We start from the raw sequence: 6000 nt of genomic DNA on the forward strand, positions 1-6000 counted from the left end.
ACGACGCGCTGCGCGCCACTCTGGTGACCCCCGCCGAGGGACCCGCACACCTCGAGGTCGCGGCGCCGGGCACGACCGATCCCGCCTCGGTGCTGACCCGGGTCGAGTTCTCCGCGACGCCGGGCACCGACGAGTTCGTCTCGCTGGTGCAGCAGGCCGCCGACGCCGCCATCGCGCGCCTGGACCCGACCGCGGGCGTCATGGTGCAGATGGTCTGGTTCGACCCGGCCGCCGATGCGCCCGCGGGCACCACCGGCCGGCTCTACGTGCTCATCCACCACCTCGTCGTCGACGGGGTGTCCTGGCGGATCCTGCTGCCCGACCTCGTCGTCGCCTGGTCGAACGCGACCGACCCCACCGACGAATCGGCGCTGCGCCCGGTCGGTACCTCGTTGCGCGCGTGGTCCCACGCCCTCGTCGCGACAGCGGGTGACCGCGTCGGCGAGCTCGACCACTGGACCCGTGTGCTCTCGGCGACGGATCCGACGCTGGGCTCGCGACGCGTCGATCCGACCGTCGACGTCGCCGCGACCCTGGAGAGGGTGTCGGTGACCATGCCGACCCACGTGAGCGAGGCGATGCTCACCGGTGTCCCGACGACGTACCGCGGCGGCGTCAACGACGCACTGCTGGCGGCGTTGGCGCTGGCCGTCCGACGCTGGCGTCTGCGTCGCGGGATGGAGTCGGGGTCGGTGCTCGTCGACCTGGAGAGCCACGGGCGCGAGGAGACCGCCGTCAACGGCGCGGACCTGTCGCGCACCGTCGGCTGGTTCACCTCCATGTACCCCGTCCGGCTCGACATCGACACCGCCGATGACGACGACGCCTTCGCGGGCGGTGTCGCGGCGGGCGCTGCGGTCAAGGCCGTCAAGGAAGCGCTGCTCGCTGTGCCCGACAACGGCATCGGCTACGGGCTGCTCCGCCACGCCGACCCCGACACCGCGGCGACCCTGGCCGATTTCGAGGATCCGCAGATCGGATTCAACTACCTCGGTCGCGTGACGGCGGGCGTCGACGCCGATGATTCGCAGGCGCAGTACGGCTGGCAGCCCGCGCGCGACGGCGGCGAACTCGGCGGCGCCATGGATCCCGAGATGGTCGTGCCGCAGGTGCTCTCGGTGAACGCGATCACCACCGACACCGACTCCGGTCCCGAACTGTCGGCGTCGTTCGCCTACGCCTCGGGGGTACTGGACCGTGCGGCGGTCACCGAGCTCGCGCAGCTGTGGGTCGACGCGGCCACCGCCCTCGCCGCACACATCCGCAGCGGTGCGGCCGGCGGCCTGACCCCCTCGGACGTACCGCTCGTCGGAGTCGACCAGGACGAGATCACCGCGCTCGAGCAGCGCGCCGGTGGTGTGGCCGACCTGTGGTCGCTGTCGCCGCTGCAGACCGGCATGCTGTTCCACGCCGAGCTCGCCGACCGCGGCGTCGACATCTACACCGCGCAGCTCGTCCTCGAACTCAGCGGACCGGTCGACCTCGACCGGATGCACGCCGCGGCCCGGACCCTGCTGGCCCGCAACGAGATCCTGCGGTCCGGGTTCACCCACGCCGCCGACGGCACGGCCATCGCCGTCATCGCCGAGCACGTCGAGGTGCCGTGGGAGGTCCGTGACTGCAGCGGTGACCCCGACCAGGCGACGGAGGTCGACCGACTGCTACGCGCCCACCGCAGCGACAAGTTCGACATGTCGGCGCCGCCGCTGATGCGGTTCCTGGTCATCAAGGAGGCTCCGGAGCGGTACCGGATGTCGGTGACCAACCACCACATCCTGCTCGACGGATGGTCGGGCCCGTTGCTCATCGAACAGCTCTTCGTCCTCTACGCGACCCACGGCGACGACACCCATCTGCCGCGGCGACGCAGCTACCGCGACTTCCTCGAGTGGCTGGCCCGCCGCGATCAGGACGCGGCACTGGCGGCATGGCGGCACGCCCTCGACGGTCTCGACTCGCCGACCCTGCTCGTCGAGCGGGCCCCGGGTGCGACCGTGGACGCGGCCGACATCGTGCCGGTCGAGATGGGTGTCGAGCTCGAGCCGCACGTCCGGGCCGGACTCGCCGAGCTGTCGCGCGATCGCGGCCTGACGATGAACACGCTGGTGCAGGCGGCGTGGGGTCTGGCCCTCGCACGCACGCTGGGCAACCGCGACGTGGTGTTCGGTGCGACCGTGTCCGGACGCCCGCCCGAGATCGCCGGGGTCGAATCGATCCTGGGTCTGTTCATCAACACCATCGCCGTACGGGTGCGTCTCGACGAGCGCGAGTCGGTGGTCGGACTGCTCGAACGGATCCAGTCCGAGCAGGCGGGTCTGCTCGACGCCCACCACGTGGGTCTGCCCGCGGTGCAACGAGCGGTGGGGCTGCCTCAGCTGTTCGACAGCCTGACCGTCTTCGAGTCCTATCCGGTGGACCGGACCGCCCTCGACGCGCAGTCGCGTATCGACGGCATGGCGGTGAGCGGCGTGCAGATCAACGACGCCTCGCACTACCCGGTGACCGTGCTGGCCCAGTCCGATCCCGACCTGGTGCTCAACCTCAAGTACGTGCCCGCGGTGATCCCGGGTGAGCGGGCGGAGATGCTCGCCGACCGGCTGCGCCGTGTTCTCGAGGCGTTCGCCACCACCCCGACCGCGCCGGTCCGTGACCTCGACCTGCTCGACCCGGTGGAGATCGAGTCGCAGTTGCTGGCCTGGAACGACACCTCACACGAGATCGTCGACCTCACCACCATGGACGTCTTCGGCCGACAGGTCGGCGCGACCCCGGACGCCATCGCCTACTCCGACGGCGACCGCGAGGTGACCTTCGCGGAGTTCGACGCGATCACCAACCGGCGCGCTCGTGCCCTGATCGCTCGCGGGGTGGGTCCCGACAGTGTCGTCGCGGTGGCCATGCCGCGTTCGCTGGAGCAGGTGGCTGCGGTCTACGGGATCCTCAAGGCCGGCGGCGCCTACCTGCCGCTGGACATCGAGGCGCCCGACGACCGCATCGCGACCGTCATCGGTGACGCCGAGGTGGCGTGTGTCCTCGCCGACAGCGCCCGCATGTCCCGGATCCGTTCCATCGCAGGCCACGTGTCGTGTTTCGATCCCACCTCGGCGGACCTGCAGACCATCCACGCCGGCCCGCTCCGGCCCACCGAACTGCGCGGGACCGTACGGCCCGCGTCGCTCGCGTACGTGCTCTACACCTCCGGATCCACCGGTCGGCCCAAGGGCGTCCAGATCACGCAGCGCGCACTGGTCAACCAGCTGCGGTGGCTGGCCACCGAATACGACTTCGACGGCCGCGACGTCGTCCTGCTCAAGACGCCGTTCACCTTCGACGCCTCCGTGTGGGAGATGTTCGCGCCCGCCCTGGTCGGTGCCCGCACGGTCATCGCGGGGCCGCAGGCGCACCGCGATCCCGAGGAGCTCGTCGATCTCGTGGCGCGGCACGACGTCACCGTGGCCCAGTTCGTCCCGTCGGTGCTGTCGGTCTTCGCCGAGGCCGCCGCGACCCGGTCGGTCTCCTCGCTGCGCGTGGTCTTCAGCGGTGGAGAGGCGCTGCCCCGATCACTGGCCGGCGTGGTGTCCACGCTCGGTGCCACCCAGGTGGTCAACCTCTACGGACCCACCGAGGTCACCGTCGACGCGACCTCCCACGTCGCGACCAATGGTGTGGTGGACGCCTCCGGCGAGGGCGTGGTGCACGCCTCCGGCGAGGGTCTGGTGCACCCCTCCGGCGAGAGCGACGGATCCGGTGCCGTCCCGATCGGACTGCCGGTCTGGAACACCCAGGGATGGGTCCTCGACGAGTGGCTTCGACCCGCCGTGACCGGCGCGGTCGGCGAGCTCTACCTGTCCGGTACGCAGCTGGCGCGCGGATACCTCGGCCGACCCGATCTGACCGCGGAACGGTTCGTCCCCAACGTGTTCGGGGCCGCCGGGTCGCTGATGTACCGCACCGGTGACCTCGTACGCCGACGTCCCGACGGATCGATGGAATACGTCGGACGATCGGACTTCCAGGTCAAGGTCCGCGGGCTGCGGATCGAGCTCGAGGAGATCGAGACGGCGCTCGCCGCTCACGAGTCGGTGGCCCAGGCCGCCGCCATCACCGACTCCACCGACGCTCGGGTTCGCGTCATCGGGTACGTGACCGGCCGTGGTGGAGCCGATGTCGACACCACGGCGGTCCGCGAGCACCTCGGACACGTGTTGGCGCCGTACATGATCCCGGACCTGATCGTGGTGCTCGACGAGTTCCCGCGTAGCCGGTCGGGCAAGATCGCGCGGCGTGAGTTGCCGATCCCGGAGCTCTCGCGCACCGAGGGTCGGGAACCGGCCACACCGAACGAGAAGATCCTCTGCACCATCGTCGCGGAGTTGGTGGGTGCGCAGGTCGGTGCCGACGACTCGTTCTTCGAAGCCGGAGGCGACAGCATCGGCGCCATGCAGTTGGTCACCCGCGCTCGCGCGGCCGGGCTGCACTTCACCGCCCGCGACGTCGTCGAACAACGCACCATCGCGGCGCTGGCCGCCACCGCGCGAGCCGGCGACGCCACCGTCGGCCGCTCCGGCGACCATGCGGGATCGGCACCGTTGACCCCGGTCATCGAGAAGATGCTCGAACGCGGCGGTGACCAGAAGCGGTTCGTCATGCCGATGGTCATCACGACACCGGCCGACGCCACGCCCGCCCAGATCGCCACCGTGTTGACCGCGGTGTTCGACCGTCACGACGTGCTGCGTTCGCGGCTCGACCGTGCGGCGCACACCCTGGAGATCGCCGAGCCGGGCTCGGTGGACATCACGGGCTCGATCAGCCGCGTCGAGTTGGGCGCGCACGAGGCGCCCGGCTCGGATGCGTACACCGAGCGTCTGCGTTCGGCGCTCGCCGACGCGATCGACCTGATCGATCCCGATGCCGGCGTGATGTCCCGCTTCGTCTGGCTGACGCCGGAGACGGGGACGGGTCGACTGGTCCTGGTGCTGCACCACCTGGTGGTCGACGCGGTCTCCTGGCAGACCCTCGTCGCCGATCTCGCCGTGGCCGGCCCGCAGGTGTCACAGGACGTGGCGCCCACCCTGCCGGGCGCGGGCACATCGTGGATCGCCTGGAGTCGGGGACTGCTCGCGCAGGCCTCGCAGCGTCGCGACGAGATCGACCACTGGGAGACGATGCTCGACGTCGAGGACCCGGACCTGGGTACCCGCCGACTCGATCTGTCCACCGACCGGGTCGACACCCTCGCCCGCACCGAGGTGGTCATCCCGACGGAGATCACCGAGCGGCTCGCCGCGTCGATCGGCCCGGATGCGTCCGGCGCCGAGGTCACGATGGCCGATCTGTTGGTCGCCGGACTGGCGGCCGCGGTCGTCGGATGGCGCACCGACCGCGGCTTCGACGTCCCCGGTGCCCTGCTGACCCTCGAGGGTCACGGTCGACAGGAGAGCGTCGTCGACGGCGCCGACCTGTCCCGTGCGGTCGGATGGTTCACCACCATGTTCCCGACGCATGTGGACCTGGCCGATGTGGACATCGCGGAGCTCGCCGCGCGGCCCGACGTGGCGCGTGCGGTGGTCGAGCGGACCGCATCGGCGATGGCCGCGCACCCCGACCGGGGGATCGGCTACGGCCTGGTGCGGTACCTCGACGACGAGGGCCGAGCACGACTCGCCGGATTCGACGAGCCGCAGATCGTGTTCAACTACGTGGGCTCGATCCCCGGGACCGACGTCGCCGGCGACATCGCCGACACCCCGTGGTTCCCGGACATGAACGGTCCGCAGCTCGTCGACGCCGACGACCGGCAGATGCTGGCCCGCGGCAACCGGATGCCCGCCCAGGCCGAGATCGACATCCAGTCGATGTCGACGGTCGGACCGGACGGGCCGGTGGTCCGCGCCTGGGTCACCTACCTCGACGACGCCATCGCGTACTCCGACCTCGACGAGTTGTTCCAGCACTGGCTGGTGGCGTTGGTGGCCATCGCCGAGCGCGACCACTGAC

General features: G+C 70.8%; 1 protein-coding gene (running past one end of the window). It reads left to right on the forward strand.

The window, feature by feature from the left end; genetic code table 11:
* A protein-coding gene (locus tag JHC79_RS02295) for a non-ribosomal peptide synthase/polyketide synthase (RefSeq protein ID WP_296388270.1) crosses the window boundary here: on the forward strand, positions 1-5999 show its 3' portion. The gene continues 23719 nt to the left of window position 1, outside the view; only the last 5999 of its 29718 coding nucleotides appear in the window; its start codon lies beyond the left edge, outside the window; its stop codon occupies positions 5997-5999.
* Position 6000 lies beyond the last annotated feature (1 nt).

This window comes from Williamsia sp., from assembly GCF_016462415.1.
Classification (GTDB): domain Bacteria; phylum Actinomycetota; class Actinomycetes; order Mycobacteriales; family Mycobacteriaceae; genus Williamsia_A.